Here is a 17,497-nt window from a genome sequence, read left to right on the forward strand (position 1 = left end):
GCAATTAACCGCTGTTACAAGGCCGTCGCTCAATACGGACAACTCCGCACTAAAGTACGCGCGTTCGAGTGCCGAGGTACGGAGGCCCCCGGCGGTGCGCTCACCGCCGGGGGCCGTCCCCACTGTCCGCTTGTGCGACTACGCGACTACTTCGCGTGCCCGTCGCACTCCTGCGCCCGCAGCGCCCGCGCCAGGTCGTCGCGCGCCTCCAGGACGAGCCGGCGCAGCGCCGGGGCGGCGGAGGCGTGGTCCGTGAGCCACGCGTCGGTCGCCGCCAGCGTCTCCGGGCGGTCCTGCAGCCCCGGGAACAGGCCGCGCACCACGTCCATGCCGATCTGGATGGAGCGCTCCGCCCAGATCCGCTCGATCGCCGCGAAGTACTTCTCCGCGTACGGCGCGATCAGCTCGCGCTGCGAGGGCCGCACGAAGCCCGCGATCGTCGCCTCCACCAGGGCGTTGGACAGCGCGTCCGACTCGACGACCTGCGCCCAGGCCTGCGCCTTGACCGCCGCCGATGGCCGCGCGGCCAGGCAGCGCACCTGGTGCCGCTTGCCCGTCGCCGTGTCGTCGCGGGCCAGTTCCTCGCCGATCCGGACCTCGTCGGCGCGGCCGTGCGTGGCCAGCGGCTCCAGGAACGCCCAGCGCAGTTCCTGGTCGACGTCGAGCCCGTCGATCGCGGCCGAGCCGTCGAGCAGACCCTCCAGGAGCTGGAGGTCGGCGTCCGAGGAGGTCACGGCGGCGAAGAAGCGCGCCCAGGTCAGCTGGTGCTCGCTGCCGGGCTCGGCGATACGGAGCTCGCGCAGCCCGCCCTCGGCGAGCAGCCGCCCGCCCTCGGGCCGCCAGTCCGGCGCCGCGTAGTGGGTGACGGCCGACTGCGCCCAGGCGTGCACCATCTGCAGCACGCCGATGTCGGTCTCGCGGCCGGCGAAGTCGAGCACCACGCGCACGAAGTCGCGGGCGGGCATGAGGCCGTCGCGGGTCAGGTTCCACAGCGCCGACCAGCACAGGGCGCGGGCCAGCGGGTCGGTGATGTCGCCGAGGTGACCGCGCAGGGTGTCCAGGGAGGCCTCGTCGAAACGGACCTTGCAGTAGGTGAGGTCGTCGTCGTTGACGAGGACCAGGTCCGGCTTCTCTGCGCCCGCGAGCTCGGCCACCACCGTACGGGCGCCGGTGATGTCGGCCTCCACGCGCGCGTACCGCACGAGGTCCCCGCCGGAGAGCCGGTAGAGGCCGACGGCGGCGCGGTGCGGGCGAAGCTCGTCGCCCTCCTGCAGGACGGCGAGTTCGGTGATCCGGCCCTCGGCGTCGTAGGTGACGACGGGGGTGAGGGTGTTGACGCCGGAGGTCTGCAGCCAGGACTTCGCCCACGTCTTCATGTCCCGGCCGGAGGTCTCCTCCAGGACGGTCAGCAGGTCCGCGAGGCGCGTGTTGCCGTAGGCGTGCCGCTTGAAGTAGCGGCGCGCGCCCTCCAGGAACGCGTCCCGGCCCGCGTACGCCACCAGCTGCTTCAGGACGGAGGCACCCTTGGCGTAGGTGATGCCGTCGAAGTTCAGCTTGGCGTCCTCCAGGTCACGGATGTCGGCCGTGATCGGGTGCGTGGAGGGCAGCTGGTCGGCGCGGTACGCCCAGGCCTTGCGGTTGTTGGCGAAGGTCACCCAGCTGTTGGTGAAGCGGGTCGCCTCGGCCAGCGAGAACGAGCCCATGAAGTCGGCGAAGGACTCCTTCAGCCACAGGTCGTCCCACCACACCATGGTGACCAGGTCGCCGAACCACATGTGGGCCATCTCGTGCAGGATCACGTTGGCCCGGCGCTCGTACGCCGCCTGGGTCACCTTGCCGCGGTAGATGTACTCCTCGCGGAAGGTCACCATGCCCGGGTTCTCCATCGCGCCGAGGTTGTACTCGGGGACGAAGGCCTGGTCGTACTTCCCGAAGGGGTACGGGTAGTCGAAGTTGTCGTGGAAGAAGTCGAAGCCCTGCTTGGTGATCAGGAAGACGTCGTCCGCGTCGAAGTGCTTCGCGAGGCCCTTGCGGCACATCGCGCCGAGCGGGATCTCCAGGTCGCCGCGCCGGTAGGTGTCGGTGACGTAGTGGTACGGACCCGCCACCACGCAGGTGATGTACGTGGAGATCGGCGCCGTCTCGGCGAACCGCCACCTGCCCTCGGCGTCCTGCTCGCCCACGCCGTTCGACCAGACCGTCCAGCCCTCGGGCGCGTCCACCTCGAAGCGGTACGGGGCCTTGAGGTCGGGCTGCTCGAAGTTGGCGAAGACCCGGCGGGCGTCGGCCGGCTCGTACTGGGTGTAGAGGTAGACCTCGCCGTCCTCCGGGTCGACGAAGCGGTGCATGCCCTCGCCGGTGCGGCTGTAGGCGCACTGGGCGTCGACGACCAGCTCGTTCTCGTCGGCCAGGCCGTCGAGGGCGATGCGGGCGCCGTCGAAGACGACCGCCGGGTCGAGCGTGCGCCCGTTGAGGGTGACCGCGTTCACCGAGGGGGCGATCAGGTCGACGAAGGTGCTGTCTCCCGCGCCCGTGCGGCGGAAGCGGAGCGTGGTCACCGAGCGGAAGGTGCGCACGCCCTCCCCGGACTCGCCGACGGCCGAGCGCAGGTCGAGGTACACCTCGTACCCGTCGACGGACAACAGCTCCGCCCGCTCGTGGGCCTCGTCGCGGGACAGGTTCTCACCGGGCACGGTCACTCCTTCGTGGCTCGTTCGAAACAGCACCGATCCTCCCATGTGCCACTGTCGCAGGGCACCACGGGAATGCCGGAGCGGATCGCCCGCGTTGCCCGTTCGGCGCATTCAGAGCACCTCAGAGGAGAGTCATGTCCGAGACCAGGACCACCGCCGAGTTCTACTTCGACCCGCTGTGCCCGTGGGCCTGGATGACCTCTCGCTGGATGCTGGAGGTGGAGAAGGTGCGCCCCGTCGACGTGCGCTGGAAGGTGATGAGCCTCGCCGTCCTGAACGAGGACCGCCTCGACGACCTGCCGGCCGACTACCGCGAGATGATGGAGACCCAGGCCTGGGGCCCGGTCCGCGTGGTGATCGCCGCCCAGCAGCTGCACGGCGACGAGGTCGTCGGCGAGCTCTACACGGCGCTCGGCACCCGCTTCCACAACCAGGGCGAGGGCCCCACCCGCGCGGCGATCGAGGCCGCGCTCGCCGACGTCGGCCTGCCGGCCGACCTCGCCGCCTACGCCGACAAGGACACGTACGACGCCGAGCTCCGAGCCTCCCACAAGGAGGGCATCGAGAAGGTGGGCCAGGACGTCGGCACCCCGGTCATCGCCGTTCCCGGCGCGGACGGCGAGGAGGTCGCGTTCTTCGGCCCGGTCGTCACCCCGACCCCGCGCGGCGAGGCGGCGGCACGGCTGTGGGACGGCACGCTGCTCGTGGCGTCGACGCCGGGCTTCTTCGAGATCAAGCGCACGCGGACGGCGTCGCCGAGCTTCGAGTAGGCGCCCCCGTGCGCAGACGGCCCCCGCGGTTCACGTCACCGCGGGGGCCGTCCTTTTCATCCACCTGCCCGGTGAAGGTTGAGAAGACGATCACGAGCAGGAGTCCGGAGAGCCCGGGGGCTCAGAAGGAGATCAGCGGGATGCTGGCCTTCGCGGCGGTGTAGCGCTTCTGCACGTCCTGCCAGTTGACGACCTGCCACATGGCCTCGATGAAGTCGACCTTCTGGTTCTTGTACTGCAGGTAGAAGGCGTGCTCCCAGGCGTCGAAGACGAGGACCGGCACCGAGCCCTGGCCGACGTTGCCCTGGTGGTCGTAGACCTGCTCGACGATCAGGCGGCCGCTGATCGGCTCGTACGCGAGGACGCCCCAGCCGGAGCCCTGCGTGGTCGCGGCGGCCTTGGTCAGCTGGGCCTTGAACCTGGCGAAGGAGCCGAAGGACTCGGTGATCGCGTCGGCCAGCTCGCCGACCCCGTCGACGGCCAGGGGCTCGCCGCCGCCGCCGTCCTTCGGGCTGTTCATGTTGTTCCAGTAGATGGAGTGCAGGATGTGGCCCGACAGGTGGAAGGCCAGGTTCTTCTCCAGGCCGGTGATCGATCCCCACTGATCCTTGTCGCGGGCCTCCTCCAGCTGCTCCAGCGTGTCGTTCGCACCCTTGACGTAGGCGGCGTGGTGCTTGTCGTGGTGCAGCTCGATGATCTGCGGATTGATCACCGGCTCCAGCGCCGCGTAGTCGTACGGCAGCTCCGGAAGTGTGTAGATCGCCATGCGCCGAACCCTTAGCCCTTCGACCGACTGCTTATTGCAACTTATATGCAAGTGCAGGCTAGCAGTAGGTGCGGCACAAGTTGATCAGTCTTCGGTCCTAGGTCCAGACGGCGCGAACACCGCTGTGGTGCGTGCGGCGTCGGGGGCCCCGCCCGGCGGCCGGAAGCACGACCGCGCCCCGCCGGAAGCCCGGCGGGGCGCGGTCGCGTGCGGAAGAGGGCCGGTCAGGTCTCGTCGGCCACCGTCTCGGCCGGCGTCGCCGGCTCCGACGCGGTCCCGCGCGCCTTCTGCAGCGCGAAGCCGATCACCGCGAGCGCCAGCGTCAGGGCACCGGTCGAGTAGAGCTGGATGCGGGTGCCCTCCTCGCGGGCCATCAGGACGAAGACCGCCGCCATGCCGAGCAGTGCGACCCAGGTGAGCACCGGGAAGCCCCACATCTTCACGACCAGCTTCTCGGGCGCCTCGCGCTCCGTGCGGCGGCGCAGCATCAGCTGCGAGGCCGCGATGAAGAACCAGACCACGAGGATGATCGCGCCGATGGTGTTGAGCAGCCAGATGAAGGCCTTGTCCGGCGACCAGTAGCTCAGCAGCACACAGCCGAAGCCGACGACGCAGGAGACCAGGACGGCCGGGCGCGGCACGCCGCCGAAGGTGCGGCCGAGCGCCTTCGGGCCCTGGTCGCGGGCGACCAGCGAGCAGGCCATGCGGGAGGCGCCGTAGATGTTGGCGTTCATGGCGGAGAGCAGGGCGACCAGGACGACCACGTTCATGATCTGGCCGGCGGCCGGGATGCCCAGGTGGTCGAGGGCGGCGACGTACGGGCCCTTCTCGACGACCGCCTTGTCGCCCCACGGGACGAGGGTGACGATGACCGCCATGGAGCCGATGTAGAAGAGCGCGATGCGCCACATCGCCGTACGGACGGCCTTGGCGACGCCCTGCACGGGGTGCTCGGACTCGGCCGCCGCGATGGTGACGGTCTCCAGACCGCCGTACGCGAACACCGAGGCGAGCAGGCCGACGATCAGGCCCTCGGAGCCGTGCGGGAAGAAGCCGCCGTCGCCGGTGAGATTGGCGGTGCCGGGGGCGTCGGTGCCGGGCAGCACGCCGAGGATGGCGAGCACGCCGATGCCGAGGAACAGGACGATCGCGCCGACCTTGAGCGCGGCGAACCAGAACTCGAACTCGCCGAAGTTCTTCACCGCCGCCAGGTTCGTGGCGCAGAACACCAGCATGAAGAGGGCCACCCAGGCCCACGCCGGGGTGCCGGGGAACCAGCCGGTCATGATGTTCGCGGCGCCGATGCCCTCAAGGCCGACGGCCACGCAGAGCAGGAACCAGAAGGCCCAGCCCGCGGTGAAGCCGGCCCACGGCCCGAAGGCGCGCTCGGCGTGGACGGAGAAGGAGCCGGAGGCCGGATTGGCCGCGGACATCTCGCCCAGCATCCGCATGACCAGCATGACGAGCACACCGGAGATCGCGTACGCGAGGACGATCGACGGGCCGGCCGCCGCGATGCCGGCGCCGGAGCCGACGAAGAGACCGGCGCCGATGACGCCGCCGAGGGCGATCATCGACAGATGACGCTGCTTGAGGCCGTGCGTCAGGCCGGTGGGGGCGGTCGCGCCGTCCTTGCGGTCGGCCGGCGCGGGCGCGGTGGTCCGAGACATGGGCGAACCCTGTTCAGTAGCTGAGACGGGGAGGGTGGGCCACAGTCTGTGGGGCCGCACCGCTCACAGGGAACGGATGTCCGCTATACGGTCACGACCTTCACACAAGGTGAAGATTCAGTTTCGCTTCGTGGGGGAGGTCGGCGGGGAGCCCGACGGGGAGGCCGAGGGAGAGTGCGAAGGGGAGCCCGAGGACGTGCCGGAGCCGGGGGATCCGGGAGGGGCGGAGGCCGCGGCGGAGGCGGAGACGGCGGTCGCGGCCGGGGCGCGCCGGCCGCGCAGCTCGCGTCCCCACGCCACCACCAGCACCGCCGCCGTCGCCCCGGCCGACCACAGCACCTGCGGCCTGGCCCCGTCGTCGAGCAGCATCAGCACGAGCACCGCCGCCATCGCGGCGAGCGCCGCCCAGGTCAGCCAGGGGAACCCCCACATGCGCAGGGCAGGCGTCTCCGGCGCCTCGCGCTCGATCCGGCGCCGCAGCCGCAGCTGGGAGACGGCGATCAGTGCCCACACGAACAGCAGGACCGCGCCGACCGCGTTGAGCATGTAGAGGAAGACCGAATCCGGCCACTTCAGATTGAGCAGGACGGAGACGAAGCCGAAGGCCACGGACGCGAGCACCGCCCGCCGCGGCACCCCTCCGCCGGAGATCCGGAGCAGTCCCTCCGGTGCCTCTCCGCGCTCGGCGAGCGAGAACACCATCCGCGAGGAGCCGTACAGGTTGGCGTTGAGCGCCGACAGCAGCGCCACGAAGACCACCACGTTCATGATCTGCCCGGCCGCGGGCACCCCGATCGCGTCCAGGACGGCCACGTACGGCGACTCGCCCGGCTCCATCGCGGTCCACGGAAGCAGGGTCACGATCACCAGCATCGAGCCCACGTAGAAGAGGAGGATGCGCCACACCGCGCTGCGCACCGCCCGGGCCACGTTGCGCGCCGGGTCGTCCGACTCGGCAGCCGCGATCGTCACGACCTCCAGACCGCCGAAGGCGAACACGACGGCGAGCACACCGGACACCACGCCCGCCCAGCCCTGCGGCAGGAAGCCGCCCTGCCCGGTGAGGTTCGCCAGGCCGACCGGGTCGGTGTCGGGCAGCCAGCCCACGACCGCCAGCACGCCGAGCACGAGGAACAGCACGATCGCGCCGACCTTGAGCGCGGCGAACCAGAACTCGAACTCGCCGAAGTTCTTCACCGCCGCCAGGTTCGTGGCCGTGAACACCACCATGAAGAGCAGCACCCAGGCCCACTGCGGGACCCCCGGCACCCAGCCGTGCGCGATCCGGGCCGCGCCCGTCGCCTCGACGGCGAGCACCACCACGAGCAGGAACCAGTACAACCAGCCCACCGAGAAGCCGGCCCAGCGCCCGAGCGCCCGCTCCGCGTGCACCGAGAAGGCGCCGGAGGCCGGCATCGCCGCCGACATCTCGCCCAGCATGCGCATGACCAGCATCGCGAGCGCGCCCGCGAGCAGGTACGACACGACGATCCCGGGACCGGCGACGGCGATGCCCGCGCCCGAGCCCACGAAGAGCCCCGCGCCGATCACCCCGCCGAGGCCCAGCATCGTCAGATGACGCTGCTTCAGTCCAGGGGAGAGAGGCTCCGGTTCGGGGGCCACAGGGTCGTGCATGAGGGATCCGCGCTCTCGGACGGTTTATGGAGACCCCACAGTCTCTCCGGTGACAGGCCCATGGCGCAAAAGGGACCCTTGCGCAGGAGTTCCCAGTGACAAGGGTCACTCTGCATTCGGTAGGGGAACCGGCCTTTGTTTGATCTCCACGAAGGGCTCAACCCCCGCTTTGTGGGCGGCTGATGGTGATCGGCCGGTCACTGCTGGCATACGGTCGAGCGTGTCCCGCCCTTTCCCCCGTCCCCGTCACCCCGCGGAGTACCGATGAGCACCGCCGCCGCCCCCGTCTCCTCCCTCCGTTCCGGCACGGTCCTGGCCGACCTGATCCCGGCGAGCAGGGTCCGCGACCTCGCGCTCGTCGTCGGCGGCGCCGCGCTGACCGGCCTCGCCGCCCAGATCTCCGTCCCGGTCCCGGGCTCCCCGGTCCCGGTCTCCGGCCAGACCTTCGCCGCCCTGCTCGTCGGCACCGCGCTCGGCGCCCGCCGCGGCTTCCTCTCCCTCGGCCTGTACGCCGTCGCCGGCATGGCGGGTGTGCCGTGGTTCGCCCAGGCCTCCTCCGGCTGGGCCATGCCGTCCTTCGGCTACATCCTCGGCATGCTGCTCGCCGCCACGGTCGTCGGCGGCCTCGCCCGCCGCGGCGCCGACCGCTCGGTCCTGCGCACCGCCGGCACCATGGCGCTCGGCTCCGCGATCATCTACGCGGTGGGCGTGCCCTACCTGGCCCTGGCCACCGGCATGACCTTCGGTCAGGCGGTCGCCGCGGGCCTCACCCCGTTCCTGATCGGCGACGCGCTCAAGGCCGCCCTCGCCATGGGCGCCCTGCCGGCCGCCTGGAAGCTCGTCGGCCGCAAGGGCTGACGCCCCCTTCCCCCCCCGAAGAGGTTCGCCGGGGTCGAGTTCCGACTCGACCCCGGCGAACCTCTTCGCCGTTGCGGAGTCGTGGGGTCGGACAGGGAAAGGCTCCCCGTTCCCGAGCGGTCGGTGTACGGAGAGCCTTTCGCCGATACCTGACGGTCCCCGTCAGGTACGGATTCAGATCGTGTCGGCGGGTTCCGCCTGGCCCTTGGCCTTCACGAGGCGGTCCTTGACGAGACCGATGGCGAGCACGAGCGCCGCCACGAGCAGCGAGAGCACGACCTGCTCGCGGTTGCTGCCGCCGTCGTAGACCATGTAGCCCAGGACGAAGACGATCATCGCGGCGGTGGCCCAGGTGAGGTACGGGAAGAGCCACATCTTCACGACCAGCTTCTCGGGCGACTCGCGCTGGATGATCCCGCGCATCTTCAGCTGGGTGATGCAGATGACCAGCCACACGAAGAGGGCGACGGCGCCGGAGGAGTTCAGCAGGAAGGCGAAGACGGTGTCGGGCCACTTGTAGTTGAAGAAGACCGCGACGAAGCCGAAGACGACCGAGGCGAGGATCGCGGTCACCGGCACACCGCGCTCGTTGGCGCGGGCGAAGGCCTTGGGCGCGTCACCGCGCCGGCCGAGCGAGAAGGCCATGCGGGAGGCGGTGTAGAGGCCCGAGTTCAGGCAGGACAGCACCGCGGTCAGGACGATCACGTTCATGATCTGGCCGGCGGCCGGGATGCCGATGGAGTCGAGGGCGGCGACGTACGAGCCCTTGTCGACGATCGACTTGTCGTTCCACGGCAGCAGGGTGAGGACGACGAAGATCGAGCCCAGGTAGAAGACGCCGATCCGCCAGATGACGCTGTTGGTGGCCTTGGTGACGGCTCGCTGCGGGTCCTCGGACTCGCCGGCGGCCAGGGTGACGATCTCGCTGCCCATGAAGGAGAAGACGACCATCAGGACACCGGTGAGGATCGCGCCCGCGCCCATCGGGAAGAAGCCCCCGGCGTCGGTGAGGTGCGCGAGGCCCGCGCCCGGGTTGTCCGAGCCCGGCAGCACGCCGAAGACCGCGAGGAAGCCGATGACGACGAAGGCGGCGATGGCGACGACCTTGATGCCGGCGAACCAGAACTCGAACTCGCCGTACGAGGCGACGGAGCCCAGGTTGGTCGCGGTGAGCACGACCATCACGATGAGCGCCCAGGCCCACTGCGGCACGGCCGGGATCCAGCCTTCGAGGATCTTGGCGCCGGCGGTCGCCTCGACGGCGAGCACGACGACCCAGAAGAACCAGTACAGCCAGCCGATGGTGAAGCCGGCCCAGCGGCCGAGCGCCCGGTCGGCGTAGGCCGAGAAGGAGCCGGAGGACGGGCGGGCGGCGGCCATCTCGCCGAGCATCCGCATCACGAAGACGACCATGGCGCCGACGAGCGCGTAGGACAGCAGGATGGCGGGTCCGGCCGCGGCGATGCCGGAGCCGGAGCCGACGAAGAGGCCGGCACCGATGACGCCGCCGATGGCGATCATCGAGAGGTGGCGGTTCTTGAGTCCGGCCTTGAGGCCGTCGGAGCCGTTGGTTCCGGGGGAAGACTGGGAATCACCGGTGTTTCCGGCGCTCCCGCCTTCCTTCGCCAGGGTCGGCTGCGGGTTCATGAACGCTTCCTTCGGGTGGGGGGCAGCTCGGGTCGCGAGCCGGAGACATGTAACCCGGAGACCCGCGAGTACGGAAGAGCTGATTCCGGATCGTGATTCAGGACATGAGGTCCGGACCAATGGGACGGAAGTCCCGGACCAAGGTCCCGACCCCGCTGACCGCTACCCCGCCCCTGGCGTGCCACACTCGTGACCATGCGCGTCTACCTCGGCTCCGACCACGCCGGATACGAACTCAAGAACCACCTCGTCGAGTGGCTGAAGGCCCATGGCCACGAGCCCGTCGACTGCGGCCCCCACATCTACGACGCCCAGGACGACTACCCGCCGTTCTGCCTGCGCGCCGCGGAGAGGACGGCCGCCGACCCGGACAGCCTCGGCATCGTGATCGGCGGCTCCGGCAACGGCGAGCAGATCGCCGCCAACAAGGTCAAGGGGGTGCGCGCCGCCCTCGCCTGGAGCGTGCAGACCGCCGCCCTCGGCCGCGAGCACAACAACGCCAACGTCGTCGCCGTGGGCGCCCGCATGCACTCCCAGGACGAGGCCACCACCTTCGTCGAGGTCTTCCTCAAGACCCCCTACTCGGGTGACGAGCGCCACACGCGCCGCATCGACATGCTCGCGGCGTACGAGACCACCGGCGAGCTCCCGCCGATCCCGGCCCACCACCCGCAGGAGCCCACCGCCTGATGCCCGAAGGGCACACCATCCACCGGCTGGCCGCCGACTACCGGGAACGGTTCGGCGGCCGGCCTGTGCGCGTCTCCAGCCCCCAGGGCAAGTTCGCCGACTCCGCCGCCCTCCTCGACGGCACCGTCCTCGACGGCACCGAGGCCCACGGCAAGCACCTCTTCCTCGGCTTCCCCGGAGACGAGTGGGTCCACATCCACCTGGGCCTCTTCGGCAAGGTGACCTTCGGCGACGCCCCCGCGCCGCCGCCCACCGACACCGTGCGGCTGCGCCTCGCGAACCCCGACGCGTACGTCGACCTGCGCGGCCCGACGACCTGCGCCCTGATCACCGACGCCGAGAAGCGGGCGATACACGACCGGCTCGGCCCCGACCCGCTGCGCGCCGCGGACGGCCCCGAGAAGGCCTGGCACCGGATCTCGAAGTCCCGCACGACGATCGCCGCCCTGCTCATGGACCAGAAGGTCGTCGCGGGCGTCGGCAACGTCTACCGCGCCGAGGTCCTCTTCCGGCACGGCATCGACCCGTACCGCGCGGGCAAGGACCTGACCGAGCGGGAGTGGCGGGCGATCTGGGACGACCTCGTCGCGCTGATGCGGGAGGGCGTCCGCCTGAACCGCATCGACACGGTCCGCGCCGAGCACACCCCCGAGGCGATGGGCCGCCCGCCCCGAGTCGACGACCACGGCGGCGAGGTCTACGTCTACCGCCGCGCCCACCTGCCCTGCCACGTCTGCCACACGGAGATCCGCACCGCGGACCTGGCCGCCCGCAACCTCTTCTGGTGCCCGGGCTGTCAGACCGGCTAGCGCCAGGGCGGGTCTCCCGGGCCCTGCCGGGCCCGCGGCGTCCCGGGTGGACGCCGCCCGTTTCCCTCCGCCGGCTCCTAGAACCCGTGCGGCAACCACGGCGCGACGGCTGACCCGAAGGCGACCGACGCCCCGACCAGGGACCCCTGCCGCAGCTCGCGCACGCGCCCCGCCGCGGCAAGCGACACCAACGACACGCCCCCCAGGTACGCCGCCCCCAACTCCCGCACGGACAGCGCGAGATCGGCGGGCGCGTCCGTACGCACGCACACCGCCCCCTCCGCGCCCCCCGTCAACCGCCACCGCCCCTCGTTCCACGGACAGAACGCGTCCGCGACCTCGAACACCACGTCCACCGGCGTCTGGTACGTCCGCGCCGCGAGCGCCGCGCCCACGTCCACGAGCCGCACGTGCAGCGCGTCCCGGACGGTCGGCTCGCAGCGCCGGACGTCCGTGACCAGGTGCTGCCAGGCGTCGTCCACGGGCCGGCTGTGGATCCGTACCTGCGAGGTCAGGTCCACCGAGCACAGGAAGCGCCACAGCGCCGCCTCCGCCGCCGGGTCGAGCCCCGCCAGCTGGTGCACCGACACCGAACCGTTGGCACCCGCGAAGGACCACTCCGGCTTGACGGCGTAGTGCGCGTACCCCACGACCTCGCCGTCCCGCTCCGCGAGCACGCACTGCCGCGGCGAGGCGCCCTCGCGATCGGCCGGCGGGTCGAGCAGCGCGAGCCGCTCCCAGCCGGGCCGCCGCTCCAGCATCCCGGGCCGGGCCCCGACCAGCCGCGCGTACACCGCCTCGGTCGCGTCGAGCGCCTCCGTCGGCGACGTCACCCGCAGCGACACCCCGTCCGTGCCCTCCGGCACGGCGAGCCGCACCCGGTGCGTGTCGATCGTCGCCCGCACCGCGTACGCGCCCACGCCGTACCCGAAGCGCCCGTAGATCTCCGGTTCCGAGGCCGTGAGCACGGCGAGCGGCTCGCCCCAGGACCGGACGTCCTCCAGCTGGCGCCGCATCATCGAGGTGAGGATGCCGCGCCGCCGGTGCGTCCCGGCCACGCTGACCATCGTGACGCCCGCCGCCGGCACCACGGCGCCGCCCGGCACGGACAGCCGGAAGGTGAACGCGCCCGCCGTGCCGACGCAGCGGGCCCCGTCCCACGCGCCGAGGAAACGGTCGTGCTCGGTCAGCTCCTGCCAGAGCTTGCGCTCCTCGTCGGCCTCGGCGACGCCGCCGAACGCGAGTTCCAGGACGGCGTACCACTTGTCCCATTCGGCAGGGTCGAGCACCCGCAGTTCAGTCGTCATATGCCATCGATATCAGCGCCCCGTCGACCGACGCGACCCGATTTCGAATGCAATGTCACCTGGGTCCCCCTGCACGAGCTCCGATCGGGTGGATAGGGTCCAGGCCAATGGGACGTCGCGGCGGAGTGGACTCGTACGCGGCCCGGATGCGCAGGAGCGCCCACCGGGCCCGCGTCGCGCTGCGTCGGTCCGGGGTCGACTACTTCCGCGGCGACGGCTCCGACTGGGTCGCCCTGGCCGGACTCCTCCTCACCGTCCCGGCCATCGCCTGCGGCACCCTCGTGAACCCCGTGTGGTGCTCACCCGTGGCACTCGTGCTGCCGATCGTCGCCGGCGGGCTGATCCTGCGCCCGGCCAGCCTCCTCGGGCTGTACGCGGCGGCCGCGGGCGCGCTCATCGTCGAGTCCGTCGTCCTCGGCCCGTACACCCAGGGCCCCGCCCGGGTCACCCCCGGCACGGTCCTGGTGGTCGCGGCCTGCGGGCTGTTCGGGCTGCTCATCGCGCAGTTCCGGGCCCGCGTCGGCGTCCCCTGGCGGCGCGGCGGCACCATGCTCTTCGACCTGCGCGAACGCATTCGCGTCCAGAGCGCGCTGCCCCACCTCCCGGCCGGCTGGCACCGCGAGATGGCGCTGCGCCCGGCCGGCGGCCAGTCCTTCTCCGGCGACTTCGTCGTCGCGGCCCGCACCCACGGCGGGCGCACCCTGGAGGTCCTGCTCACCGACGTCTCCGGCAAGGGCATGGACGCGGGCTCCCGCGCCCTGCTGCTCTCCGGGGCCTTCGGCGGGCTCCTCGGCTCGCTGCCCCCGCACGGCTTCCTGCCCGCCGCCAACGGCTACCTGCTCCGCCAGGACTGGGACGAGGGCTTCGCCACCTCCATCCACCTCGTCCTCGACCTGGAGTCCGGCGACTACGAGCTCCTCTCCGCCGGCCACCTGCCCGCGCTCCAGCTGCACGCGGGCAGCGGCCGCTGGGAGGAGAAGGCCGCCGAGGGCCCGCTGCTCGGGGTCTACGACGGCGCCGAGTTCCACCCGGTCAAGGGCTCCCTGCGGCCCGGGGACGTCCTCATGCTCTTCACCGACGGCCTCGTCGAGAGCGCCGACCGCGACATCGCCGAGGGCATCGACCGCCTCACCGGCGAGGCCGACCGCTACGTCTCCGCCGGCTTCGAGGGTGCGGCCTGGCACCTCATCGAGGCCTGCGCGAAGGACGTCAACGACGACCGCGCGCTCCTCCTGATCAACCGCAAGGGGTAGGACGCATGTCCCAGTACGTCGACATGGACGGCGAAACGCTCTGGAACCCGGCGAACAAGGCCGGGAACCTCTTCCTGCGGCACGTGCGGCTCTGGGAGGAGGAGCTCGGCCTGCCCTCCGGCATCGGCGAGATGGCCAACGACGAGATCGACGTCGCGCGTGAGCCGTTCACGGCCTTCGTGGCCGCCCTCGTCGCCCATCAGCGGGCCACCGGCCACGGGGTGGTCCTCGCCCTGTCCGAGGGCTTCGCCGGGACGGTCCTGGCCCTCGCCGACCGCGCCGGCATCCCCCTGCCGCCGGCCACCGAAGAGCGTCCGGAGGCGCGGGAGGCCGTCCAGATCACCTCCGCCGGCATCGTCCCGCCGCCCGGGGACGCCCGCCTGGTGGCCCTGCGCGAGCGCATGGCCCGGTCCATGCCCCGCTGAGCCCGCCGCACGGCGGAGGCACCGCACTACGCTGACGCCCATGACCGGCACCCCCTACCTCAGCCTCGCCGAGATCGAGGCCCTCGCCGTCACCGCCCACGCGGGGCAGACCGACAAGGCGGGCCGCCCCTACGCGGAGCACCTGCGGGCCGTCGCCGACGGCGTGCGGGCACGGGGCGGCAGCGACGCGCAGGTCGCGGCGGCCTGGCTGCACGACTCCGTCGAGGACGACGCCCTGTCCGAGGCGTGGCTGGCGCAGGCCGCCCTGCCGGCGGAGACCAAGGCGATGGTCCGCGCGCTCACGAAGCGGCCGGGGGAGGGGATCGAGGGCTACACCCGTCGGATTCTGGCCACCCCCGGCGCCCTCCTGGTCAAGGAGTCCGATCTCGCGCACAACGCCGACCCGGCCCGGCTCGCCGTCCTCGACGCCCCGACCAGGGACCGGCTCACCGCCAAGTACGCCGAGGTGCGGGCCCTGCTGGGACTTGCGGAGCCGCCCGCCGCGACGCGGTGACCCGAAAGGAATGGGTCACCTTGGCCTGATTCTTGCGTCGACGATTCGTCACCCGGCCGCAGTGGGCAGGAAGTTGGTGGCACGATAGATGTGGCGGGGGTGTTCTGTGACGTGCGCTCCCGGGCGGCAAGGCGGGAACCGACCGAGGGTGTGATCAGTTGTGGCCATTTCACTGTCCGTGGTGCTGCTGTTGGCGATCATCATGGTGGTGCTGATCCGTGGCGGGAACCTGAAGGCCGGACCGGCCGTCGTCGCGGTGCTGTTCGGCTTCTTCCTCGCCTCCACGGGCATGGCCGACGACATCCAGCGCTTCCTCGACTCGATAACGCAGACCGTCGGGTCCATCAAGTTCTGAGCGCCGACGACGAAGGCCCGCCGGACGGTGTCCGGCGGGCCTTCGTCGATGGAGCGGGCGACGGGAATCGAACCCGCGTAGCTAGTTTGGAAGACTAGGGCTCTACCATTGAGCTACGCCCGCGAGCAGCGCGCCGTGAGTGATCACCGCGGCGGCACGGACGCCATCGTAGCGGGTCCGGGCAGGTCCGCGCACACCCCTCGGAAAGTGGGGGCGTCGCACCGTCTCCGTCCATGTACCCTACGTGTCGCACCGACGGGGTGTGGCGCAGCTTGGTAGCGCGTCCGCTTTGGGAGCGGAAGGCCGTGGGTTCAAATCCCGCCACCCCGACCAGCAAAGATCACGTTGTGGGGCGCGAGGCGCTTGCGGTTACTATGCAAGCTGCGTGCCCGTGTGTCTCTCTGACCGGGCCGATCGGCCGGAGCCGCCACGGGCGGCGCCGCCGGAAACCAGGAATCAGCCACCAAGGAGACCGAACCGTGAAGAGCGCCGTGGAGACCCTGAACCCGACCCGGGTTCGGCTCACTGTCGAGGTGCCCTTCGAGGAGCTCAAGGACAGCCTCGACGCGGCGTACAAGAAGATCAACCAGCAGGTCACGGTCAAGGGCTTCCGCAAGGGCAAGATCCCGGCTCGCGTGATCGACCAGCGGTTCGGCCGTGGTGCGGTGCTGGAGGAGGCCGTCAACGACGCGCTCCCGAAGCTCTACACCGAGGCGGTCAACGAGGCCGAGGTCAACCCGCTGGGCCAGCCCGAGGTCGACATCACGGAGCTGAAGGACGGCGAGAAGCTGGCCTTCACCGCCGAGGTCGACATCCGCCCGGCCATCGAGATCCCGGACTACTCCGGCATCGAGGTCGAGGTCGACGCCGTCGAGGTCACCGACGAGGACATCGAGAAGTCGGTGGAGCAGCTGCGCGAGCGCTTCGCCTCCACCAACCCGGTCGAGCGCGCCGCCACCGAGGGTGACGTCGTCACCATCGACCTCGAGGCCAAGGTCGACGGCGAGGTCCTGCCCGACGGTGTCGCCTCCGGCGTCTCGTACACCATCGGTTCCGGCGAGCTGCTCGACGGCATCGACGAGGCCGTCACCGGCCTGGAGGCCGGCGGCGAGGCCACCTTCACCTCGCAGCTGAAGGGCGGCTCCGCCGAGGGCAAGGACGCCGAGGTCACCGTCAAGGTCACCGCCGTCGCCGCCCGCGAGCTCCCCGAGCTGGACGACGAGTTCGCCCAGATGGCGTCGGAGTTCGACACCCTCGACGAGCTCAAGGCCGACAGCCGCAAGCGCCTCGAGAACATGAAGCAGTTCGACCAGGCCACCCAGGCCCAGGAGCGCGTCCTGGAGAAGTTCCTGGAGCTCGCGGAGATCCCCGTTCCCGAGAAGCTGCTCGAGGACGAGATCAACACCCGCAAGCACAACCTGGAGCACCACCAGCTCGGTCAGATGGGCCTGACCCTCGAGAAGTACCTGGAGTTCCAGGGCAAGACGGTCGAGGAGTTCGACGCCGAGACCAAGGAGCAGGCGGTCAAGGGCATCAAGACCCAGTTCCTGCTCGACGAGCTGGTCTCCAAGGAGCAGCTGAACGTGGACCAGGAGGAGCTCACCGAGCACCTCATGCGCCGCGCCGCCTCCTCCGGCATGTCCCCCGACCAGTTCGCCCAGGCCGTCGTCCAGGGCGGCCAGGTGCCGATGCTCGTCGGCGAGGTCGCCCGCGGCAAGGCCCTCGCGGTCGTCGTCGAGGCCGCCAAGGTCGTCGACACCAACGGCGACGTGGTCGACCTGTCCGACGAGGACGAGGAGCAGGCCACCGAGACGGTCGAGGCCGTCACCGGCGAGGCCGAGGTCTCCGAGGACAAGTAAGGCTCACCGGGAGGCCCGCGCCTCGCGCTGAACCCCGCGCCACGGGCCCGGACGCACAGTTGTGCGCCCGGGCCCGTGGACGTAGCGGGAACCCTCCGGGAACCCCCTCGTGACCCGTTTATGCGCGCCCAACTACCTTGCGCTCCCAGCGAACAGTTCGGGAACCGGGATGGCGTTGTCCTACCTGCGCGTTAGGGTCCATGAATACGAGGGCACTGCCCTCAGAACGAGACGCGAGACGGCCCG

Annotated in this window: 15 protein-coding genes and 2 tRNA genes; 10 read left to right on the plus strand and 7 right to left on the minus strand. The window is 71.0% G+C overall.

Annotation, left to right across the window (positions count from 1 at the left end):
* Window positions 1-146: 146 nt before the first annotated feature.
* Window positions 147-2,693, minus strand: a complete 2,547-nt coding sequence (gene pepN, locus AB0M16_RS07990) for an aminopeptidase N (protein ID WP_365340016.1) — start codon at window positions 2,691-2,693, stop codon at window positions 147-149.
* A gap of 134 nt (window positions 2,694-2,827) precedes the next feature.
* Between pepN and AB0M16_RS07995 the strand changes: the two genes are divergently transcribed.
* On the plus strand, window positions 2,828-3,463 hold the full coding sequence (locus tag AB0M16_RS07995; protein WP_365340018.1) for a DsbA family protein: 636 nt from the start codon (window positions 2,828-2,830) through the stop codon (window positions 3,461-3,463).
* A gap of 121 nt (window positions 3,464-3,584) precedes the next feature.
* Here the strand turns inward: AB0M16_RS07995 and AB0M16_RS08000 are convergent, their stop codons facing one another.
* From AB0M16_RS08000 to AB0M16_RS08010, 3 genes are all read right to left on the minus strand, one after another.
* The gene (locus AB0M16_RS08000; RefSeq protein ID WP_365340020.1) at window positions 3,585-4,229 is read right to left on the minus strand and encodes a superoxide dismutase; all 645 of its coding nucleotides are present in this window, start codon (window positions 4,227-4,229) and stop codon (window positions 3,585-3,587) included.
* 224 nt (window positions 4,230-4,453) lie between these two features.
* On the minus strand, window positions 4,454-5,899 hold the full coding sequence (locus tag AB0M16_RS08005; protein ID WP_365340022.1) for an amino acid permease: 1,446 nt from the start codon (window positions 5,897-5,899) through the stop codon (window positions 4,454-4,456).
* Between the two features lie 117 nt (window positions 5,900-6,016).
* The gene (locus AB0M16_RS08010) at window positions 6,017-7,534 is read right to left on the minus strand and encodes an amino acid permease (RefSeq protein ID WP_365340024.1); all 1,518 of its coding nucleotides are present in this window, start codon (window positions 7,532-7,534) and stop codon (window positions 6,017-6,019) included.
* A gap of 264 nt (window positions 7,535-7,798) precedes the next feature.
* Here AB0M16_RS08010 and AB0M16_RS08015 point away from each other — a divergent pair, with 264 nt between their 5' ends.
* Window positions 7,799-8,392, plus strand: a complete 594-nt coding sequence (locus tag AB0M16_RS08015; RefSeq protein WP_365340025.1) for a biotin transporter BioY — start codon at window positions 7,799-7,801, stop codon at window positions 8,390-8,392.
* A 174-nt stretch (window positions 8,393-8,566) separates the two neighbouring features.
* Here AB0M16_RS08015 and AB0M16_RS08020 read toward each other — a convergent pair whose 3' ends face one another.
* On the minus strand, window positions 8,567-10,039 hold the full coding sequence (locus AB0M16_RS08020) for an amino acid permease (RefSeq protein WP_365340027.1): 1,473 nt from the start codon (window positions 10,037-10,039) through the stop codon (window positions 8,567-8,569).
* A gap of 195 nt (window positions 10,040-10,234) precedes the next feature.
* Between AB0M16_RS08020 and AB0M16_RS08025 the strand changes: the two genes are divergently transcribed.
* Complete coding sequence (locus tag AB0M16_RS08025; protein WP_365340029.1) at window positions 10,235-10,729, plus strand: ribose-5-phosphate isomerase; 495 nt, start codon at window positions 10,235-10,237, stop codon at window positions 10,727-10,729.
* Complete coding sequence (locus AB0M16_RS08030) at window positions 10,729-11,538, plus strand: DNA-formamidopyrimidine glycosylase family protein (RefSeq protein ID WP_365340031.1); 810 nt, start codon at window positions 10,729-10,731, stop codon at window positions 11,536-11,538. Before AB0M16_RS08025 ends, AB0M16_RS08030 begins: the two co-directional genes overlap by 1 nt.
* Window positions 11,539-11,615: 77 nt before the next feature.
* On the opposite strand, the gene AB0M16_RS08035 is transcribed toward AB0M16_RS08030, so the two are convergent.
* A complete protein-coding gene (locus tag AB0M16_RS08035) occupies window positions 11,616-12,845 on the minus strand; it encodes a GNAT family N-acetyltransferase (protein ID WP_365340033.1) in 1,230 nt (409 codons plus the stop codon).
* A 107-nt stretch (window positions 12,846-12,952) separates the two neighbouring features.
* On the opposite strand from AB0M16_RS08035, the gene AB0M16_RS08040 reads away from it, so the two are divergent.
* The 4 genes from AB0M16_RS08040 to AB0M16_RS08055 all read left to right on the plus strand — a co-directional run bounded on the left by AB0M16_RS08040 (window position 12,953) and on the right by AB0M16_RS08055 (window position 15,392).
* Window positions 12,953-14,098 carry a PP2C family protein-serine/threonine phosphatase gene (locus tag AB0M16_RS08040; protein ID WP_365340035.1) on the plus strand — a complete coding sequence of 382 codons (1,146 nt, stop codon included), beginning with the start codon at window positions 12,953-12,955 and terminating at the stop codon, window positions 14,096-14,098.
* Between the two features lie 5 nt (window positions 14,099-14,103).
* Window positions 14,104-14,523: a DUF6086 family protein gene (locus AB0M16_RS08045; RefSeq protein WP_365340037.1), complete on the plus strand. Its 420-nt coding sequence runs from the start codon at window positions 14,104-14,106 to the stop codon at window positions 14,521-14,523.
* Between the two features lie 40 nt (window positions 14,524-14,563).
* Window positions 14,564-15,037, plus strand: a complete 474-nt coding sequence (locus AB0M16_RS08050; RefSeq protein ID WP_365340039.1) for an HD domain-containing protein — start codon at window positions 14,564-14,566, stop codon at window positions 15,035-15,037.
* Window positions 15,038-15,197: 160 nt separating this feature from the next.
* Entirely contained in the window at window positions 15,198-15,392 is a 195-nt protein-coding gene (locus AB0M16_RS08055) for a hypothetical protein (RefSeq protein ID WP_365340041.1), read from the plus strand.
* A 49-nt stretch (window positions 15,393-15,441) separates the two neighbouring features.
* Here the strand turns inward: AB0M16_RS08055 and AB0M16_RS08060 are convergent.
* A tRNA-Gly gene (locus tag AB0M16_RS08060) sits at window positions 15,442-15,515 on the minus strand.
* Between the two features lie 133 nt (window positions 15,516-15,648).
* Between AB0M16_RS08060 and AB0M16_RS08065 the strand changes: the two genes are divergently transcribed.
* Window positions 15,649-15,725, plus strand: a tRNA-Pro gene (locus AB0M16_RS08065).
* 146 nt (window positions 15,726-15,871) lie between these two features.
* On the plus strand, window positions 15,872-17,251 hold the full coding sequence (gene tig, locus AB0M16_RS08070; protein ID WP_365340043.1) for a trigger factor: 1,380 nt from the start codon (window positions 15,872-15,874) through the stop codon (window positions 17,249-17,251).
* Window positions 17,252-17,497 lie beyond the last annotated feature (246 nt).

Origin of the sequence: Streptomyces sp. NPDC051921 (genome assembly GCF_040680975.1) — a bacterium.
GTDB lineage: Bacteria > Actinomycetota > Actinomycetes > Streptomycetales > Streptomycetaceae > Streptomyces.